This window comes from Rhizobium sp. LEGMi-198b (assembly GCF_054114205.1).
The window spans coordinates 722,271-739,408 of the sequence record NZ_JBSYVH010000001.1 but is presented as its reverse complement, the minus strand read 5'-3'; the positions used below and the strand labels follow the sequence as shown (position 1 = coordinate 739,408).

Genomic DNA, 17,138 nt, shown 5'->3' with positions numbered 1-17,138 from the left:
ATCCCTTAAATGAAGAGCGCGACCATAGCCCAATATACCGCGGCTGCAAGCATGGCCGAGACCGGCACGGTGATGGCCCAGGCGGCGATGATGGTCATGAAATGCGAGCGGCGCACGAGGCGGCGGCGATGGATTTCGTCCGGATTATGCTCGTCGGCTTCCACCATCTCGCCCCATGCGATGCCCGAGGTTTCCGCCTTCCTTCGCATATAGGCGAGGCGGCGCTTCGAGTGGCTGGTGTACCATTCGCGAAAGAAGCCGACGCCGAAGACCGCGCCGATGGCAATATGGGTGGAGCTGACGGGAAGGCCGAACCAAGAGGCGACGATGACGGTGAGAGCCGCCGACAGCGCGACGCAATAGGCCCGCATCGGGTTGAGCTTGGTGATCTGCTCGCCGACGAGGCGGATCAGACGCGGACCGTAAAGCAGCACCCCGACGGAAATGCCGCAGCCGCCGATCAGCACGACCCAATAGGGCGCAGTATATCCCGCAGCGCCCCCGACGACACTGAGACTGCCTCCCAGGCTGACGCTGCGTATGATCGCCGCCAGCGGCCCGATGGCGTTGGCGACATCGTTTGCGCCATGCGCAAAGGACATCAGCGCCGCCGAACAGATCAGCGGCAGGCGGAACAGTTTGCGCAGCGAGCTATTCTTGTTTTCGCAACCGACGGACTGCGCCGCCACCAGCGGCCTTGCAGCAAACCAGATCGCCAAACCGACCACGACGCCGATCGTAATGGTCGAGAAGCCCGCGACGGTGTCTTTAGGCGCGAGCTGCAGCACCAGATAGGCGGTAAAGGCGCCGGCCATCAGGCCGATCAGAATGGGAATCCAGTATTTGGCGGCCGCGATCTTGTCGTCGCGATAGATGATGAAGGTCTTGATGAAAAACAGAATGCCGGCGGCGATCGTGCCACCGAGGAAAGGGGTGACGACCCAGCCGGCGGAGATGGCTCCCAACACGCGCCAATTGACCATCTCCGGCCCGACGGCGGCCGCTCCTGCGCCGACAACGGCGCCGACGATCGTGTGGGTGGTCGAAACCGGTGCTTTCAGCCAGGTGGCGAAGTTGATCCAGAGCGCGGCGGCCAGCAGCGCTGCCATCATCAGCCAGGCGAGCTTGCCGCTGGTGATGATGCGGTCGGTATCGATGATATGCGAGGAGATGGTCTTGATGACCGGTCCACCCGCGATGACGGCGCCGAGAATTTCGAAGATCGCCGCCATGATCAGGGCCTGCGTCATGGTGATGGCACGCGCGCCCACCGCCGCGCCGACATTGTTGGCGACGTCCTTGGCACCGATATTCATGGCCATGTAGCCGGCGAGTGCCACGGCGGCGATGGCCAGCGTCGCGCCTGGCTGGTTCAGCACGTGAATGCCGGCGAAGATCATGGCGAGACCGAGGAAGATCAGGCCGATACCGGGAGCGACCAGCCGTTTCGTGACATGATAGGCCGCATCCTCGACATAGGTGAGTTTGTCGAGATCCTTGTCTAGCGTCCTTTTTGTCAGTTTCGCCGGTCGGTCGGGCATGCCATTCTCTGAGTCGAAATATATAGTTTTACGCTGCCCGGCAGGCCGCGCAATGTCTGGTAATTATTTCAGTATAGTGTGATGGGAGTATGTTACGGCTTATTGGGCCGCTGCTGTGACAAGTCTTGCCGTCATCCGCCGCTCGAAGGCGAGGATGATGTCGCGCAACTCCGGCTCGCGGACGCGTTTGACTGCTTCATTGCAGGAAACCCACTCGATCGTGCGCTCGCCCTTTTCCTTGAAATTCTTGGCGAGATCGCTGACATCGAGCGCATAGACCTGAACCCGGCAGGGCACCTGGATGCCGTCCTTCAGCACCTTGTCATAGCTGAAGGCGCCAAGCGGCTCGGTTTCCACAGTGCCGCGTACGCCGGCCTCCTCGAAGGCTTCCCGGGCGGCCACTTCATGCGACAGCTTACCGGGCATCGGCCAGCCCTTGGGAATGACCCAGCGGCCGGTATCGCGGCTGGTCAGCAGCAGCAGTTCCAACTCACCCGTCTTTTTTCTCACTCGATAGCAGAGCGCGGCATATTGCTGTCGCGGCGGGCGCCGAAACATGAGCTGCACATCATTTGCGATACGGGCGAGAATGGCCAAGGGTCGGGTCACCTTTAAAAGTTCGAGTTTAGAATCATCTGCATATTAGCATTACATGGAAAAATTGTGCATTCCATATGACTTTATATGGTATTTCCACACACTTTCGTTGAGTGCTCAATAGATAAAAATATGAGGAATCGGTCCCTGATATTCGGCAGTGATTATGCTGTAAACGACATCGAATGCTATTCCCATGCCGCAGATGGCGTAATCGCTCTATAACTCTTCCTATCATACCGGCAAATAAGCTAAATCTCCGTTATGTCCGAACGTTCTCCGCCGCAACGTCTCCCGCCGATGAACGCACTGCGCGCCTTCGATGCCGTTGCTCGTCGCGGTAGCATTCTGAAGGCCGCTGACGAACTCGGTGTCGCGCGCGGCGCTGTACGCCAGCAACTTGCCGTACTTCAAACATTTTTTGGTATTGATTTGTTCCAGCGTGATGGCCGCCGCCTGGTGCTGACGGAGAAGGGCAGGGCCTTTGCCGACTCCGTCGGCATTGCCTTTGGCATTTTGGCGCGAGCGTCAGCCGAGTTTGCGGCCGGTGAGCGCCGGACCCTTCGCCTCGGCGTTCCTTCCGCCTTCGCCGTCTGGTGGTTGATGCCACGCATTGCCGACCTGCAAGCCGCTCTTCCCGACGTCGATGTCGATATCATCCCCATGGCGACAGTCGAATCGCTGGCGCTCCATCCGGATTTCGACGCCGTGATCATGGGCGGCGAATATCGGCCGGCGCGGGACATCACTGCAATCCGCTTCATGGAAGATGAATTCGGCCCGGTGGCGACGCCGGACCTTGCCGCCCGCCTCGGCCTTGCCGTCGGCGTGGAAGCTCTCGCCGGAGCCGTCGCCCTGACCAGCCGTTCCGCGTCCCGCCTTTGGGACGATTGGTTTGCCGAGAGCGGCCATGTGCCAGCTCGCTTCGCCCGCACTCGCGAATTCGAAGATCTGCTTTTGGCGATCGGCGCCGCCCGCTCCGGCGTTGGTGTCGCCATCGCCCCGCGCACGGCCATTGTTGACGATATCGATCGCCGCACGCTGGTGGCGCCCTATGGCTTCATTCGAAGACCCGCCGGATACAGCCTCAGCGTCCGCAGTAGCGACGCGAAGGGCACGGCTTTTGTCAGGCTGGCGGACTGGTTGGTTGGAGCAGGGGCGAGATAGGCTTCGTGCCTATGGCACTTTTTCTGCCCTAGCGCTCATTCCTATGTCCATAGACAGCCCGCCATTTCCCATGAGAGATCGAGGCACGACAGACCGCCGTCAGGAGTGCGTTATGAACCAGCCTTCCTCTCTTTCCCGTATCGATTGGGTTGCCCGAAGCTGCCGCCTGCTTGCAGCGACGGCGGCGGAATTCCGAGAGACCAGGCCCTTTGCCAGCCTGACGATCGGAACCGGCATCCATCTCGAGCCGAAGACGGTGGCGCTATTGATGACGCTGCGCGCCGGCGGTGCCCGCCTCGTCTGCACCGGCAATCTCAACAGCACCCAGCCGGAAACCGTAGATTATCTGCGGGCGCAGGGCACCACCGTTTTCGCTACCCAGACCACCGATGCCGCCGAGCACGGCGCCAGCCTTGATGCCATCCTGGCGGAAGAGCCGGACCTGCTGCTCGACAATGGCGGCGATCTCTTTGCGCGGGCCGCTGAGCGCCCCTATGCCAAGCTCGTGGGCGGAACGGAGGAGACGACGTCAGGTCGCACCCGCTTGCTGCCGATGCGCGACAGGCTGGCCGTACCAATCCTCGTCATCAATGATAGTCCGATTAAGCAGTTCGCCGAAAACAAGCATGCGGTCGGCCAAAGCCTGTTTGAAAGCTATCTGCGCTTCACCAACCGCTCGACCAATGGCAAGCGTGTCACCGTCTTCGGCTATGGCGCCTGCGGTAAGGGCACGGCCGCCTGTTTCCGCAACGCCTATGCCACCGTCAGCGTGGTCGATATCGATCCGGTGACGACGCTTGAAGCGCATCTGGACGGCTTCGTCACGCCCCTGCGCGCCGAAGCCATTCGCTCTGCCGATATCCTCATCACAGTCACCGGCTATCCCGGCATCGTCACCGCTGCGGACCTGCCACTGATCAAGGATGGCGCGATCCTGATGAACGGTGGTCACTTCCCGCACGAGATCGATGTTGAAGCCTTCCGCACCAGTTCCGATGTCGCCGGCATCGATCATTACGAAGCCGAGCATATCGACACCGTCCGCATGCGGGACGGGCGCGCCTTCCACATCCTCGGCGCAGGCCACATGGCCAACCTCGCCGGCCCGCGCCCCCTTGGCAATACAGTCGAATCCATGGATCTCGGCTTCGCGCTGCAGGCCCGTTGCCTGGAACGCGTGGCAAAGGGCGGTCTCGGCAAGGAAGCCTGCGTCATTCCCGTGCCGACCGATATCGACGCCATGGTGGCATCGGCCTATCTCGATCTGGCGCGACGAGTGCCGGGCCTGTCCGGAATGGGTAAAATAAAAGGATAGAGCGGGAAACCGATTCTATGAAACGCTGAACCGCTCTAGGTCTTCGCCAGCGCATCAGGCAGTAGCCGGTCGTAGAGCTCAGCCATTTCGTCGCCAAAGCAGCAGAAGATAATCTCATCGAAATCGCCGCTCATGCTCTCGGCGACAGCGCTGCGCGTCGCGATCATGGCTGCGGGCTCGGCGGGAAAACGGTAGACGCCGGTCGAGATGGCCGGAAAGGCGACGCTCTTGAGACCGTGATCGGTGGCAAGGCGTAGGCTATTGCGATAGCAGCTTGCCAGCAAATCGTCTTCGCCGCGCCCGCCGCCGTTCCAGACCGGGCCGACCGTGTGGATCACATGCTTTGCCGGCAGGCGATATCCCCTGGTGATCTTTGCCTGTCCGGTCTTGCAGCCGTTCAGCGTCCGACATTCCGCCAGCAATTCCGGTCCGGCGGCACGATGGATCGCGCCATCCACGCCGCCGCCGCCAAGCAGGCTGCTGTTTGCTGCATTGACGATGGCATCGATGTCGAGCTTGGTGATGTCGCCGAGAATGATGGTGAAGCGCGTATTCGAAGCCGCGGAAAGATCGGAGCGGATGGTTTCAAAAGCGGGCATGATGACGCTCTCCTAGAATGAGGTAGTAATTGCCTATCGCTCCCAATAGGGAACCGGCCCATAAAGTTCCGCCAGGAAATCGATAAAGACGCGTACCTTTGCTGGCAGGAACTGGCGGCTGGGATAGACGGCCGAGAGCGTGACGCTGTGCGAGCCTTCATAGGCCGGCAGCACCTGTATCAGACGGCCGTCTTTAAGCTCGGGGCCGACATCCCAGGTGGAGCGCAGCGCAATGCCGAGGCCGGCAATGACGGCTTCGCGGATCACTTCGCTGGAATTGGTGATCAGCTTGCCTTCGGGCCTGAAGGTCAGCGCGCCCTTCGGCCCATCCAGCCGCCAGGGATCGTTATTGTGCGGCGGCAGGCAGGTGTGGCGCCGCAAATCATCGATATCCTCTGGCATGCCGTGGGCAGCGATATAGGCTGGCGAGGCGCAGAGCACGCGGCGCACCAGCGCCAGGCGCCGTGCCACGAGACTGGAATCGGTGAGCTCCGCAATGCGGATGGCGAGATCGAAGCCGCCGCCGACGATATCGGTGAACTCGTCGGTCAGCACCAGATTGATCGCGAGATCTGGATGCGTCTGCATGAATGCCTTGAGATGCGGAGCGATATGCAGCCGGCCGAACGAGGTGGGGGCGGAAATCTTCAGTGTGCCCTGCATCTGCGCGGAACGGCCGGCAATATAGGCCTCGGCTTCCTCCAGTCCGGCGAGGATGGCAAGCACCCGGTCGTAAAAGCCCTGGCCGGCCTCTGTCAGCGAAATCTGCCGCGTCGTGCGCTGCAAGAGCCGTGTGCCGAGCCGATCCTCCAGCCGTTTGATTCGCTTGGAAATCACGGCCGGCGAAAAGCCAAGGACGCGGCCGGCGAGCGACATGCTGCCGGTCGTGACGACACTGGCAAAGATTTCAAGATCGCCAAGATTGGTCATCGCGCTATTTGTTCCTATTTTGGCATAAATGCTTATCATTTACGCCAATTTCGGGTAAGTGGTAAGCGTGATATGGCGTTAAAAAGAGGGGCGTCCATATTCGGGTGCAAGAGGAGAACGCCATGGCAGAGGCCATTTCATTTCTGGCGCCGCGCGCCGATGTCCTTGCCCGTCGCCGCGAGATCGTCGCAGACCTCGCTGATCTCCTGCCCCCGGAATGTCTGGTCCATGAGCCGCGCGAGCTCATGCCCTTCGAAACGGACGCTTTCATTTCCTATCGCCGCATGCCGCTCGCCGTCGCTCTGCCGCGCTCGACGGCCGAGGTCGCGGCCGTGATGAAATATTGTCATCGCTATGGTATTCCGGTGGTGCCGCGTGGTGCCGGCACATCGCTCTCCGGCGGGGCCATTCCGCAGGAAGATGCCGTCGTGTTCGGCCTTTCCAAGATGAACCGCATTCTTAACGTGGATCTCGCCAACCGCACGGCGACGGTGCAGGCCGGCGTTACCAATTTGCATATTTCCGAAAGCGTCTCGGCGGATGGTTTCTTCTATGCACCTGATCCGAGCTCGCAGCTCGCTTGCACCATCGGCGGTAATATCGGAATGAATTCCGGTGGGGCCCACTGCCTGAAATACGGCGTCACCACCAACAATCTATTGGGCGTCAAACTGGTATTGACCGACGGCACGGTGATCGATCTCGGCGGCAACGCCCTGGACGCTGCGGGCTATGACCTGCTGGGACTGGTCTGCGGCTCGGAAGGTCAGCTCGGCATCGTCACCGAAGCCACGGTGCGGTTGATTGCCAAGCCGGAAGGCGCGCGGCCGGTTCTGTTCGGTTTCGACACCTCGGAGCAGGCGGGCGCCTGCGTTGCCGACGTCATTGCTGCCGGCATCATTCCTGTCGCCATCGAGTTCATGGATAAGCCGGCGATCGAAATCTGCGAAGCTTTCGCCCATGCCGGCTATCCGCTGGATGTCGGCGCGCTGCTGATCGTCGAGGTCGAGGGTTCGGAAGCGGAGATGGACGATATGCTGAAAAGCATCGTCGAGATCGCCCGCGCGCATGAGGTGAAGACGGTACGCGAGTGCCAGTCGGCGACCGAGGCTGCGCTGATCTGGAAGGGGCGCAAATCCGCCTTCGGCGCCACCGGCCGCATTGCCGACTATATCTGCATGGATGGCACGGTGCCGCTCAGCCAGCTCTCTTATGTCCTGAAGAAGACGTCTGAAATCATCGATCACTATGGCCTGCGGGTCGCCAACGTCTTCCATGCCGGCGATGGCAACATGCATCCGCTGATCCTCTTCAACGCCAATGATCCCGAGGACGCCGCCAGGGCGGAAGCAGCCGGCAACGATATTCTCCGGCTCTGCGTCGATGCCGGCGGCTGCCTGACAGGCGAGCATGGCGTCGGTATCGAGAAGCGTGACCTGATGCGACACCAATATGCGGAGGCCGATCTCGCCCAGATGATGTCCGTGCGCGCCGCGTTCGATCCCGGCTGGATCCTCAATCCCTCTAAAGTCTTCCCGCTGGATGGGCGCAACGCCGTATGAGAGAATTTCTGCCGAAGACGGAAGGCGAGGCTGCAGCCATCATCCGCGATCAAGCCGCACGTGGCGCAGCATTGGCCATTGTCGGCGGCAACACCCGTGCCGGTTTCGGCAACGCCTTCGCCGCAGAGGCTACGCTATGTTCGTCTGAGCTTACCGGTATAGTTGCCTATAATCCGGGTGAAATGGTGATGACCGCACGAGCGGGGACGCCGGTTGCCGAAATCGAGGCAGCGCTGGTGCAAAACGGTCAGATGATGGCCTTCGAACCGATGGACCACCGGCCATTGATGGCGACCGATGGCGAGCCGACGATCGGCGGCGTCTTCGCCGCAAATGTCTCAGGTCCGCGGCGTTTCGTAAGCGGAGCCGCACGCGATAGCCTGCTCGGCGTCCGCTTCGTCAATGGCAAAGGCGAGATCGTCAAGGCCGGCGGGCGGGTGATGAAAAACGTCACCGGCCTCGATCTCGTCAAGCTCATGGCCGGCTCGCACGGCACGCTTGGCCTGCTGACGGAAGTCACCTTCCGCGTGCCGCCGCGACCGAAGACGGAAGAGACGATCATCGTTTCCGGCCTCAACGATGCCGAGGCCGCAAACATCATGGCGGCGGCCATGGCGCTGCCGGTCGACGTATCCGGTGCGGCGCATCTGCCGCTGACTGTCTCCTGGACGTTTCTGGACAACCAATTGCCGGAAGGGGCGGCGACGGTATTGCGCGTGGAAGGTTTGGCTGGCTCCGTCTCGGTGAGGGCAGAGAAACTGGCCTCTGCCATGCGTCGGCTTGGCCCCGTGACGCGGCTTGCCGAAGCGGAGAGCCACCGTCTGTGGCGAGAGATCCGCAATGTGAAGCCCTACGCCGACGACACGATGCGCCCTGTCTGGCGCGTTTCGGTCGCTCCAAGCATCGGCCATCAGCTCGTCGCGGCGCTGCGCCTCGAAGCCGGCATCGACGCCTATTACGATTGGCAAGGCGGCTTGGTCTGGATGCGCATGGAGGCAGAGCCGGAGGGTGAATTGGTGCGTCGCTATATCCATGCGCTCGGCGGCGGCCATGCCACGCTGCTGCGCGCAACACCGGCCGCTCGGGCGACAACGCCGTCTTTTCAGCCGCAGCCCGAGGCCGTGGCCTTGCTGTCGGCGCGTGTGAAGGAGAAGTTCGATCCTGCGGGGATTTTCAATCCGGGGAAGATGGGATGATGTGGATGGAATCTTTTGCTCGGCACCGCCTCACTTTGACCCTCTCTCCGCGGGGGAGAGGGGATGACCTTGTTTGCAGCGATTCCTCGATTCTCTCGCCGGCAAAAACGAGGGAGGAAGGCACGTTTCCCCTTCTCCCCGCTGGGGCGAAGGTAGGGAGAGCCTGATGCAAACCAACTTCACCCCCGCCCAGCTTGCCGATCCACATGTCGCCGAATCCGAGGCGATCCTGCGCAAATGCGTCCATTGCGGCTTCTGCACCGCCACCTGTCCGACCTATGTGACGCTTGGCAATGAACTCGACAGCCCGCGCGGCCGGATCTACCTCATCAAGGACATGCTGGAAAACGGCAGGTCCGCCGACGCCGAGGTCGTAACGCATATCGACCGTTGTCTTTCCTGCCTTGCCTGCGTGACCACCTGTCCCTCCGGCGTCGACTATATGCATCTGGTCGATCACGCCCGCATCCATATCGAAAAGACCTACAAGCGACCGGTGATGAACCGGTTGACACGCAGCGTGCTGGCTGCGGTCCTGCCGTATCCCGGCCGGTTCCGCCTGGCGCTCAAGCTTGCTCGTATGGGTCAACCCTTCAAGGGGTTGATGAAGCGTATTCCGGGGTTGAACCCCTTTGTTGCCATGCTTGATCTTGCACCACGCTCCATCCCGGCGCCGTCACCTCTTGCCAAGCCCGGATGGCACCAGCCGCAGGCGGAGCGGCGTGGGCGGGTGGCGATCCTGACCGGTTGCGCCCAGCCGGTGCTCGATCCCGCCATCAATGAGGCGACCATCCGGCTTCTCGCCCGCCTCGGTGTCGAAGTGGTGGTGCCGGAGGGCGAGGTCTGCTGCGGTTCGCTGGTGCATCACATGGGCCGGGAAGAACAGGCGCTCGCCAGTGCCCGCGCCAATATCGATGTCTGGATGCGCGAGATCGAAGCCGGTGGGCTCGATGCGATCATCATCACAGCGTCCGGTTGCGGCACGACGATCAAGGACTATGGCCATATGCTGCGGCTCGATCCGGCCTATGCGGACAAGGCCGCACAAATCTCCGCGCTCGCAAAGGACATCACCGAATATCTCGCAAGCCTCGATCTGCCCTCGCATATGCCGCGCGGCATCACGGTCGCCTATCATTCCGCCTGCTCGATGCAGCACGGCCAGAGGATCACCATGGCGCCCAAGCTGCTGCTGAAGGCAGCGGGGTTCACCGTGCGCGATCCGGCGGAAGGGCATCTCTGCTGCGGCTCGGCCGGCACCTACAACATCATGCAACCGGAAATCTCCGGCGAGCTGAAGGCGCGCAAGGTCAGGAACCTCGAGGCGACAAAGGCTGATATCATCGCCACCGGCAATATCGGCTGCATCACGCAGATCGCGACGGGAACGGACATGCCGATCCTGCACACGGTCGAATTGCTGGATTGGGCCTATGGCGGCGAGATGCCGGCAAAGCTGAAAGGGTTCAAGCTGACGGCCGGTTAGGACAACAACAGGAAAAGTGGGAAGCGGCCCGCCGATCGATCGGTGAAAAGCCGAGGCGCTTAGTGTAGCCGGCTCGACGGCGACGGCCGATATGCTCGCCATTCCATCTCGAATTTGTCGGCGCCGATAAGCGTCAGGCTTATTCGGTCCTGCCCTTCTTCAATAAAGACACCGTCGACCAATCCGGCAACGCCGTCATAGAATGAACCTTCAACGAGACTGCTGACGCCCGCTCTATCGCACATCCGGCCGGAGAGATCGGCAATGGAGAGACATTCCCTGCTGCCGTCGGCAAACACGTCGATAAGCCGAGGAACGTCTCCCTCGGTGTCGACTTCGTAATAGACAATGACCGGCTCCGCGCTTTCCGGATGGATCCAGTCACATCGGTAATAGGAAAAGCTCATGCCCCTATTGTCTACTACAAAAACCCCTAAATCGGAACAGATTTAGGGGTTTCGGCAACTATAGTGGCCACGTTATTTAGAAGTTGAATGACACACCGAAATCGATGGCATGGGTGAAGACATCGGTCTTCAGGTTGGCGCCGCTGTCGATCGGGACGTTCACGAAGTTGTAGTTGCCCTTGTATTCGACGAAGGTCGCCCAATGCTGGCTGAGCTGGTAGCTGATGCCAGCCTGCGCCTGCAGCGATGCGCCACCGAACTCGTAATCGAAGGTGCGGCCGGAGGCGCGGGTCACTTCGACATGCGGCACGTTGATGCCGGCGCCGAGGCCGACATAGGGCGTCCACTTGCGGCTCGGATCCTGGAAGCGATAGAGCGCATTCAGCGTCAGCATATTGAGGCCGTCGGTGAACTCGAAATGCGACCAGCCGGGCGTATTGCCAAGATCGCCATAGACCTTGGCATGGGTGTAGTCGAGCGAGACACCCCAGTTCGACTGGTTGAATTCGTCCAGCCACCAGATGCCGCGGACACCGAAATAGGGCGGCATCTTGAAGGATTTGCCGGACCAGTTGGGATCGAAATCAGCCCCGTCAGACGTCTTGACGTTGTTGCCGGTTGCGCCCTGGAAGCCGCCGTAAGCCGAAAACTGCATCTCTGCCGAAGCCGAGCCGGCGGCAAAGACGAAAGCTGAAATCGCAAGCGCGGCCACAGCCGGCTGTCTGATGCGAAATGCGCGATGCATGTAAAATCCCCAACTGGCAAAGTGTCGCTATCTAAACGTGCTTATGTGACAGTTCTATTGCAACGTCGCCTGATCGGAGTGGCTTAGGCGGGAAAGCTGACACCAAACTGAACCAAAAGGGCAGTTTGCCGGGCGCCGGACGCGATAAGTTTGGAGATGTTACACCTGCGCCACAGTGCGTGTTGTCGGACGAGTACGCTTCGGTCACAAGGGAGCGACATACGTCACCCATCTCCCCCGAGGTGGGGGAGATGTCACGATAGTGATAGAGGGGGATCAGACGTCCCGCCATGCCGAAACGTCGTGATTGGGAAGTGCGCGCTGCTCAGCCGCCGAATATCGTCCGCAACAGGTCGATGCCGCGATCGTCGTAGCTGACCTCGCCCTGCTTGTTGCCGGGGCCGACGACGATGACCTTGGTGCCGACGGGAGCGCGGTCGTAGAGATCCACCACATCCTTGTTCATCATGCGGATGCAGCCGGACGACATGTTGAGCCCGATGCTCCAGGGCTGGTTGGTGCCGTGGATGCGGAAGGCGGTGTCGTTGCCGTTGCGATAGAGATACATGGCGCGGGCGCCGAGCGGGTTGCCTTCGCCGCCTTCCTGATAGGCGGGCAGCTTATGGCCCTTCTTGGCTTCGCGAACGATCATCTCCGGCGGCGGAGTCCAGCCCGGCCACTCCGCCTTGCGGCCGATCTTGACGACGCCGGACCAGCCGAAGCCGTCGCGACCGACACCGATGCCATAGCGCCGCGCCCGGTCGTCGCCTTCGACGAGATAGAGATATTTATTGTTGGTATCGATGATGATCGTGCCCGGTGCCTCATTGGTCACAAGCCGCACGATCCGTCGCTGAAATTGCGGCTTGACCTGTCCCTGCGGCTGCATTGCCACGCGGACCACATCGGTTCGCGTTACCTGTGCGACATGCGGTGCAGAGGCGCTAAAAGCTGCCGCATCCGATGCCGCCATAAGGCACGACATAACCATGCCCGCCGCCGCCACGACCGGTAGTATTGATTTCATCCGTCATTCCCCTCTCGAGTTAGCCGGCAGGAAACTAACGAAACTTGCGATAGGATCAAGATGAAATCGCGGATGACAAAGATCGAGCCGATGGAGCGGCTGCCCGTTCCAGCATCCGAAAGAGCGCTATTGTCGAGTTATATCAATGCTTACAACAGGGTTGCTGCGCCCGATCGTGCCGTGCGCAGCAATCTTGGTAGCAATCACATCACTATAACGCGTGTCCCGACTTTTACACGATCGTAGAGGTCGATCACGTCTTCATTGCGCAGACGGATGCAGCCGGATGACACGGCATTGCCGATCGTCCAGGGCGCGTTGGTGCCGTGGATGCGATAGAGGGTCGAGCCGAGATACATGGCGCGGGCGCCGAGCGGATTGGCTTCGCCGCCTTCCATATGGGCCGGCAGATAATGGCCCTTTGCGGCTTCGCGCGCCAACATTTCCGATGGCGGCGTCCAATCGGGCCATTCCTGCTTGCGGGTGATGGTATGGGCACCGGCCCATTCGAAGCCGGGTTTGCCAACGCCGACGCCGTAGCGCCGCGCCTTGCCGCCGTCCATCACCAGATAGAGGAAGCGATCGTTGGTGTCGATGACGATGGTGCCCGGCCTTTCCTTGGTCGGGTAGTCGACGATCTGCGGCAGGAACTGCGGGTCGATCTGGCCGCGGACCGCCGGATATTGCGGCCGCACGACCGCGACTTGCTGCACGACGGGATGCGAAAACAGGCCGCGCGGCTGGATTACCCGCCGTACCTGCGGATTGACGGCCTGGTCTTCCGCCGGATTGTTCATGGGATTGACGGCCTGGCGCACCATGCGGCGAGAGGGATAGACCGCCGGCTGCACATCGGCGCCGCCGAGCTGCATCACCCAGGGGGCGGTCAGATCGGGGCTGACGATGACAGGCGGGCGCGACTGGTAACGGTCGTCGGCGAAAGCGCCGGAGGCGAGCAGGCTCAAAGCGCCGGCGGCAAATAAAATGCATTGTTTCATCATCGGACAAACTCTCTACAAACGGGCCGAGGATGGGCGTAATTGCGCCCGGTCAGGAACATGGTGCCACTTGCGCGCCAGCGAATGGTAAACATCTATTCATCAAAATGCCGCGAAGCCGATAAACCTTTGTCAGGGTTACCGCTTGGTTTGGAAAGACGGTTTGCAAGTGGTAAACCGTGAATCGGGATGACTTGCCTTCGAATCGTTCTCTCGATCTTAAGTATTTGATTGGCATGATCTTATCCGAGAGCTGCCCGCCAGTTTTCGGGATCGGGTTCTGAAACAGGGGACGAACTGCAACAATGGCCGGAACAGGCATCATCACCGGTGAGGATGGCAAGGACCGCTGCTTCTGGCACGGCAATCTGCCGGAGTATCAGCGCTATCACGATCAGGAATGGGGCCGGCCGGTCATCGACGACATCAGGCTTTTCGAAAAGATCTGCCTGGAGGGGTTTCAATCCGGCCTGTCCTGGCTGACGATCCTGCGCAAGCGCGAGAATTTCCGCGCCGCATTTGCCGGTTTCGATTTCGAGAAGGTGGCCGATTTCGGTGAGGCCGATATCGAACGCTGCCTCGGCGATGCCGGCATCATTCGCCATCGCGGCAAGATCGTCTCCACCATCAACAATGCCCGCCGCGCCATTGAGCTGCGCCAGGAATTCGGCTCGCTCGCCCGATATTTCTGGAGCCACGAGCCATCAGCCGAAGAGCGGCCGGCCTTCGTCGATTATCCGACCCTCGTCGCCAATCCGACGACGCCGGTGTCGGTGCGCATCTCGAAGGATCTGAAGAAACGCGGCTGGACTTTCGTCGGCCCCACCACAGTCTATGCCTTCATGCAGGCCATGGGCCTTGTCAACGATCACATCGAAGGCTGCTATTGCCGGAAAGAGGTGGAGGCGATGCGCAGTGCATTGGTACGGCCATGAAACGCGTGATGCTTGCCTTTTCCTTGCTCGCGTTCGCCCTGCTCGGCGGTCAAGCCGCTTATGCGCAGGATACTCAGGACGATGACAGCACCCAGGGCGCTGAGCAGACACCGCTTCCGCAACTCGATCGCGGCGAAACCGTGGAAAAGCTCGGTTTCCCTGCCGTCGTGGAGAAATTGACGGGCTGGACGAAGTTTGGCAAAGGCAAGGTCTACACGCTGCCGCTCAAGAAGGGCCAGCACGTCCGCATCACCTTCAGCTCGAAGAGCAAATACGCCTATATGGCGATCTTCGATCTCTCCTCGAATGATGACGAATCCTTCTTCGGCACCGATGAAGACGGCATGGTCGCCGATGTCACCGTCAACGAGGACACGACCTGGTTGATCAAGCCCTATTACTCCCGCGTCACCCGCCGCCGCGGCCTCGGCGCACCCTACGAAATCCTCATCGATCCCAACCCGCCGGCCACACAACAAACGAACAAGCCGGCCGATCAAGCGCCCGTGTTGTTTCCACCGAAGGCAAAATAAGGGGTGGTGAAGGATGATTAGGACAGCCCCTCGATCACTCCATGTAATTCTCCAAGATGTCCAATCTTCCGAAATCTCGGCGCCTCGGTCGGTTCGTCGATGTGTTCGAAGGCCCAGGTAAGTTCGTGCGGCACGAAGACGCCGTAGCTGCCGGCGGCGAGCGCGGGCACGATGTCTGACTTCAGCGAATTGCCGACCATCATCGCCCGCTCCGGCCCGTCACCGACCTTGGAGAAAATACGGCGATAGGTGGAGGCATTCTTGTCGGAGACAATTTCGATGGCATCGAAGAGATCGCCGAGGCCCGATTGCGCAAGCTTGCGCTCCTGATCAAAAAGATCGCCTTTGGTGATCAGCACCAGCAGGTAATTGCCAGTCAGGGCTTCCAATGTCTCCCGAACATTGGGAAGCGTTTCGACGGGATGGGCGAGCAGAATGCGGCCGATATCGAGGATTTGTGCGATCACTGCCGTCGGCACTTCGCCCTTGGTGATCTCGATCGCCGTCTCGATCATCGACAGCGTGAAACCTTTGATGCCGAAGCCGTAACGGTGCAGGTTGCGCTTTTCGGCTTCCAGCAGTTTTTGGGAAATATTCTCGCTCTCGGCATAGTCGGCAAGCAGTTCGATGAACTGCCGTTCCGTCAGACGATAGAATTGTTCGTTTTGCCAGAGCGTGTCGTCGGCATCGAAGCCGATCGTGGTCAAGGGTCGTTGCGTCATCGAAATTCTTGCTCTTGCCGATTAAATGGATGTGAGAGTCTATCGCGCGTCGAAACGGAGGCAAGAGTGAAGCGCTGGTAACTGCATCGTGATCGGTGCCGGGTATCGCGTTGAAATCGGATTCCGGTGCATTATGTCGATGTTGTCTTGATGACGGCGGCGCCAAGACCGCTCCTCGATGACCTTCTCCGGACCTCCCCAAGGCAGCGCGGATGAGCGGCTGTCATGCCGAGGTCAATAGCCAAGAGACAAGAATTCACCGGCCGGAAGCCGCCTTCCGGCGGATCACAAGGGATTTCTTCAAATGCGTTATAACCAACTCGGCAATACCGGCATGTTCGTCTCAGAACTTTGCCTGGGTACGATGACCTTCGGCGAAGCCAATCCTAACAGCACCTGGGGTGCCATCGCCGATGTCGATCAGGCGACGGCCGATAAGATCGTCGAAAGCTCGCTCGCTGCCGGCGTCAACTTCATCGACACCGCTGATGTCTATTCCGTCGGGAATTCGGAAAAGCTGCTCGGCCAGGCCCTGAAGAATGTCGGCGTGCCGCGCAAGGACGTCATCATCGCCACCAAGGTCTACGGTGTCATGGGTGACAAGCCCAACGATCGCGGCGCGTCGCGCGGCCATATCATGGATTCGGTCCAAGCCAGCCTGGAGCGGCTGCAGACCGATCGCATCGATCTCTATCAGATCCATGCCACGGATTCGGTGACGCCGATCGATGAGACGCTGCGTGCGCTCGACGATCTCGTTTCTCGCGGACTGGTGCGCTATGTCGGCGTATCCAACTGGCAGGCCTGGCGCATCGCCAAGGCACTCGGCATTTCCGAACGTCGCGGCTTTGCCCGCTTCGAAACGGTGCAGGCCTATTACTCCATCGCCGGCCGCGATCTGGAGCGCGAAATCGTGCCGCTGATGGCTGAGGAGAAGCTTGGGCTGATGGTCTGGTCGCCGCTTGCCGGCGGTCTTCTTTCCGGAAAATATGGTCCGGGTGCACCCGGCAACGGCGAAGGACGCCGCGCCAGCTTCGACTTCCCGCCCGTCGACAAGGATCGCGCCTGGGCCTGTGTTGCCGCCATGCGCGAAGTGGCCGAAAAACACGGCGCTAGCGTCGCGACCGTGGCACTCGCCTGGATCCTGGCGAAACCCTTCGTCACCAGCATCATCATCGGCGCCAAGCGTCTCGACCAGCTCGACCAGAATCTGGCAGCGGTCAAGCTGAAGCTCGATGCAGACGATCTCGCCAAGCTGGACGAGGTCAGCGCGCTGGCTGCGGAATATCCCGGCTGGATGATCCCCCGCCAAGGCGCCGCCCGCCGGCCGCAGCCTTTTGAACCGAAGGCTTGATATCCTGCGAAGGCCGTGCCGCCC

17 protein-coding genes are annotated in these 17,138 nt (G+C 60.6%); 8 read left to right on the top strand and 9 right to left on the bottom strand.

Annotation, left to right across the window (positions count from 1 at the left end; genetic code table 11):
* Positions 1 to 5: 5 nt before the first annotated feature.
* Positions 6 to 1,541: an inorganic phosphate transporter gene (locus tag ACXHXG_RS03605; RefSeq protein ID WP_457898508.1), complete on the bottom strand. Its 1,536-nt coding sequence runs from the start codon at positions 1,539 to 1,541 to the stop codon at positions 6 to 8.
* A gap of 99 nt (positions 1,542 to 1,640) precedes the next feature.
* Complete coding sequence (locus ACXHXG_RS03600; protein WP_457898817.1) at positions 1,641 to 2,138, bottom strand: NUDIX hydrolase; 498 nt, start codon at positions 2,136 to 2,138, stop codon at positions 1,641 to 1,643.
* 264 nt (positions 2,139 to 2,402) lie between these two features.
* Between ACXHXG_RS03600 and ACXHXG_RS03595 the strand changes: the two genes are divergently transcribed.
* Both ACXHXG_RS03595 and ACXHXG_RS03590 read left to right on the top strand, forming a co-directional pair.
* A complete protein-coding gene (locus tag ACXHXG_RS03595; RefSeq protein ID WP_457898507.1) occupies positions 2,403 to 3,305 on the top strand; it encodes a LysR substrate-binding domain-containing protein in 903 nt (300 codons plus the stop codon).
* Between the two features lie 112 nt (positions 3,306 to 3,417).
* Positions 3,418 to 4,620 carry an adenosylhomocysteinase gene (locus tag ACXHXG_RS03590; RefSeq protein ID WP_457898506.1) on the top strand — a complete coding sequence of 401 codons (1,203 nt, stop codon included), beginning with the start codon at positions 3,418 to 3,420 and terminating at the stop codon, positions 4,618 to 4,620.
* 35 nt (positions 4,621 to 4,655) lie between these two features.
* On the opposite strand, the gene ACXHXG_RS03585 is transcribed toward ACXHXG_RS03590, so the two are convergent.
* Together ACXHXG_RS03585 and ACXHXG_RS03580 are read right to left on the bottom strand one after the other, a co-directional pair.
* A complete protein-coding gene (locus tag ACXHXG_RS03585) occupies positions 4,656 to 5,219 on the bottom strand; it encodes an O-acetyl-ADP-ribose deacetylase (RefSeq protein ID WP_457898505.1) in 564 nt (187 codons plus the stop codon).
* Positions 5,220 to 5,252: 33 nt separating this feature from the next.
* A complete protein-coding gene (locus tag ACXHXG_RS03580) occupies positions 5,253 to 6,149 on the bottom strand; it encodes a LysR family transcriptional regulator (protein WP_457898504.1) in 897 nt (298 codons plus the stop codon).
* A 122-nt stretch (positions 6,150 to 6,271) separates the two neighbouring features.
* On the opposite strand from ACXHXG_RS03580, the gene ACXHXG_RS03575 reads away from it, so the two are divergent.
* The 3 genes from ACXHXG_RS03575 (at position 6,272) to glcF (ending at position 10,393) form a co-directional block, all read left to right on the top strand.
* Positions 6,272 to 7,711, top strand: a complete 1,440-nt coding sequence (locus ACXHXG_RS03575; protein ID WP_457898503.1) for an FAD-linked oxidase C-terminal domain-containing protein — start codon at positions 6,272 to 6,274, stop codon at positions 7,709 to 7,711.
* Positions 7,708 to 8,907 carry an FAD-binding protein gene (locus tag ACXHXG_RS03570; protein WP_457898502.1) on the top strand — a complete coding sequence of 400 codons (1,200 nt, stop codon included), beginning with the start codon at positions 7,708 to 7,710 and terminating at the stop codon, positions 8,905 to 8,907. The genes ACXHXG_RS03575 and ACXHXG_RS03570 overlap by 4 nt, the downstream gene beginning before the upstream one ends.
* 166 nt (positions 8,908 to 9,073) lie before the next feature.
* The gene (gene glcF, locus ACXHXG_RS03565; RefSeq protein WP_457898501.1) at positions 9,074 to 10,393 is read left to right on the top strand and encodes a glycolate oxidase subunit GlcF; all 1,320 of its coding nucleotides are present in this window, start codon (positions 9,074 to 9,076) and stop codon (positions 10,391 to 10,393) included.
* Between the two features lie 59 nt (positions 10,394 to 10,452).
* Here the strand turns inward: glcF and ACXHXG_RS03560 are convergent, their stop codons facing one another.
* From ACXHXG_RS03560 to ACXHXG_RS03545, 4 genes are all read right to left on the bottom strand, one after another.
* Positions 10,453 to 10,800, bottom strand: a complete 348-nt coding sequence (locus tag ACXHXG_RS03560; RefSeq protein WP_457898500.1) for a DUF6881 domain-containing protein — start codon at positions 10,798 to 10,800, stop codon at positions 10,453 to 10,455.
* 76 nt (positions 10,801 to 10,876) lie between these two features.
* Entirely contained in the window at positions 10,877 to 11,545 is a 669-nt protein-coding gene (locus tag ACXHXG_RS03555; protein ID WP_104822105.1) for an outer membrane protein, read from the bottom strand.
* A 325-nt stretch (positions 11,546 to 11,870) separates the two neighbouring features.
* Positions 11,871 to 12,572, bottom strand: coding sequence for a L,D-transpeptidase (locus ACXHXG_RS03550; RefSeq protein WP_285169625.1), 702 nt, complete (start codon positions 12,570 to 12,572; stop codon positions 11,871 to 11,873).
* A 203-nt stretch (positions 12,573 to 12,775) separates the two neighbouring features.
* Positions 12,776 to 13,573 (bottom strand): L,D-transpeptidase, encoded by a 798-nt coding sequence (locus tag ACXHXG_RS03545; RefSeq protein WP_457898499.1) that lies wholly within the window; start codon positions 13,571 to 13,573, stop codon positions 12,776 to 12,778.
* A gap of 302 nt (positions 13,574 to 13,875) precedes the next feature.
* Here ACXHXG_RS03545 and ACXHXG_RS03540 point away from each other — a divergent pair, with 302 nt between their 5' ends.
* Positions 13,876 to 14,505, top strand: coding sequence for a DNA-3-methyladenine glycosylase I (locus tag ACXHXG_RS03540; protein WP_104822108.1), 630 nt, complete (start codon positions 13,876 to 13,878; stop codon positions 14,503 to 14,505).
* An 8-nt stretch (positions 14,506 to 14,513) separates the two neighbouring features.
* Complete coding sequence (locus tag ACXHXG_RS03535; protein ID WP_457898498.1) at positions 14,514 to 15,038, top strand: hypothetical protein; 525 nt, start codon at positions 14,514 to 14,516, stop codon at positions 15,036 to 15,038.
* Positions 15,039 to 15,055: 17 nt separating this feature from the next.
* Here the strand turns inward: ACXHXG_RS03535 and ACXHXG_RS03530 are convergent, their stop codons facing one another.
* Positions 15,056 to 15,760 carry an HAD family hydrolase gene (locus tag ACXHXG_RS03530; protein WP_104822110.1) on the bottom strand — a complete coding sequence of 235 codons (705 nt, stop codon included), beginning with the start codon at positions 15,758 to 15,760 and terminating at the stop codon, positions 15,056 to 15,058.
* Between the two features lie 304 nt (positions 15,761 to 16,064).
* Between ACXHXG_RS03530 and ACXHXG_RS03525 the strand changes: the two genes are divergently transcribed.
* Positions 16,065 to 17,114: an aldo/keto reductase gene (locus ACXHXG_RS03525; protein WP_457898497.1), complete on the top strand. Its 1,050-nt coding sequence runs from the start codon at positions 16,065 to 16,067 to the stop codon at positions 17,112 to 17,114.
* Positions 17,115 to 17,138 lie beyond the last annotated feature (24 nt).